The sequence below is a fragment of the Desulfothermus sp. genome, assembly GCF_053993635.1.
Map to the genome: position 1 here is coordinate 1 of NZ_JBMYBT010000023.1, position 2,178 is coordinate 2,178.

Below are 2,178 nucleotides of genomic sequence, written 5' to 3' on the forward strand. Positions count from 1 at the left end.
AATTTTTATTGTGTGCATCTTCCATGGACACTTTTCCAGTTAGCAACATGCCCTGGACAAAGAATTCCAGATCTATAAGCCCTCCTCTGCCAGTTTTTATATCCACAACACCTTCTGTTTCTTTAGACCTCTCATTCACTATTCTATCCCTCATATGAGATATCTTCTGCCAGACTACTCTTTCATCAAATTTTTGGGAGCAAAAATCATATTTTAATTCTTCGATTTTTTTTAAAAGTAAAACATTACCAGCAATTGGTCTTAATTTTAAAAGGGATTGAATTTCCCATATATCTGCTTCATTAGTATAATATTCCTTCCATCTATTTAATGTTACAATCAGAGGACCGTAATTGCCCGTTGGTCTAAGCCGTGTATCTACTTCATATCCTGGACCTTCTTGCATGGGCATCTTTAATGCATTATTAAATCTCTGAACTATATTTATTACCTTGTTGGGTATAATATCCGGATTTTCGCCTTTTAAAGGCCGATATACATACATAAGATCCAGATCAGAAAAATATCCAAGCTCCCTTGATCCAAGTTTTCCCAATCCCAAGATAGCCAGGGGAAAATCCATATCAATATTTAAATGTTCAAGCACCTTTTTATAAGTCCAGTGAATAACAAATTCAGCTAATTCAGTAAGGGAGTATAAAAGGTCATAAAGGTGAATATCTCCTTTTAAATCCTGTATTGCTAATGTTAACATCCTCTCATTTTTTATTTTTCTTATCCATTCAATTGAATCTTCAAAATTTAATGGAGCTAATATATCCTCTGCATGTTTTTTCCATTCATTTTTAAAATCCCCAACTAAATCATTGAACACCCCTTCGATTAAAGATGGCTGGTAATTTAATAGAGTGGATACAAATCTTGAGCGTCCAATAGCTGATAATATCTCTATTGCCCTATTTTGATTGTCTTCTAAAAATTTTTTTAGGCCAGGTCTTTTTTCCACCTTTGATAAGAATGTTCCAACCCTCATTGCAAAGCCGTAAAAGGCATCATGGGAAAGCAAGTCACTGAGCTCTTCAAGCATATTTTTTATCTTTTTTTGAAATCCAGGCTCGAAATTGGCTATTGGAATTCTGGCTTTATTTTCTCTTAGATGTATTTGTATATATTTATCCTCTTCTTTAATAACAGGTTTTTTGGCGCTTGACTTCGAAGTTTCATGAAATAGTTCTTTAAAATGTGTATGTATTTTTTTTGTATGGATATTTAAATGGTCAAAAAATTCTTCAGTAGTGGCAAAACCTAAGGCCCTGCTGAGCCTTTGTCTGTCACTGTCTGATTTTGGAATCTTGGAAGATTGTCTATTTCTGTCTAATTGAATCCAGTGTTCCACCCTTCTTAAAAATATGTACCCCTGTTTTAGCTCATCTATAACTTTTTGAGGCATTAACTTTAGCCTGGCTAATTTATCAAAACAGATAAGAGTGTTTGTCTCTGCTAGTTCTGGACACCTCCCACCATAGATTAGTTGAAATGCCTGAGTAATAAACTCTACCTCTCTTATCCCACCAATTCCCAATTTTACATCGTGAGTGTAATCTTTATATTGTTGTTCTGTTTCCTCTAAGATTTTGTCCCTCATGGACTTAATCTCAGAAATTGCCTGAAAATCCAGAAATCTTCTAAAGACAAATGGCCTTATTTCAGAAAGAAAAAGCGAAGCTAGATTTCTGTCTCCAGCAACGCCTCTGGCCTTTAAAAGGGCCTGTCTCTCCCAGGCCTGACCATAAATGAGATAGTGCTCAACTACGCTGTCATAAGATTGAACAAGCTCTCCATACCTTCCCTTTGGTCTAAGACGCATATCCACCTTAAATACCCTGTCTCCTTCAAATATATCTCCCATTATGTCATTTAATTTCTGTACCATAGATGTGTAAAAGGAACATGGGATTGACTTGTCTTTTTGGTCATAAATATAAATAAGATCAATGTCAGATGCGTAATTGAGCTCCTTTCCACCTAATTTGCCAAGGCCCAATACTGCGAGCCTGCAATTGGCTGATTCTTCCTTTGGTATGTCTGGGCTCAAGATCTCAATTCCTGTCTGCAAACAAACTTCTGCTAAGTTGGATATCTGTATAACCAGATCATTAAAAGATAAGTCTTGTAAAAAATCCCTAACACCAAGACGCAGAAAATGTCTTTGTTTAA

1 protein-coding gene is annotated in these 2,178 nt (G+C 35.6%); it reads right to left on the bottom strand.

The features are described from left to right. A partial coding sequence (locus tag ACY2V1_RS01565; protein ID WP_461833036.1) for a [protein-PII] uridylyltransferase family protein occupies positions 1-2,178 on the bottom strand: 2,178 nt, incomplete at both ends.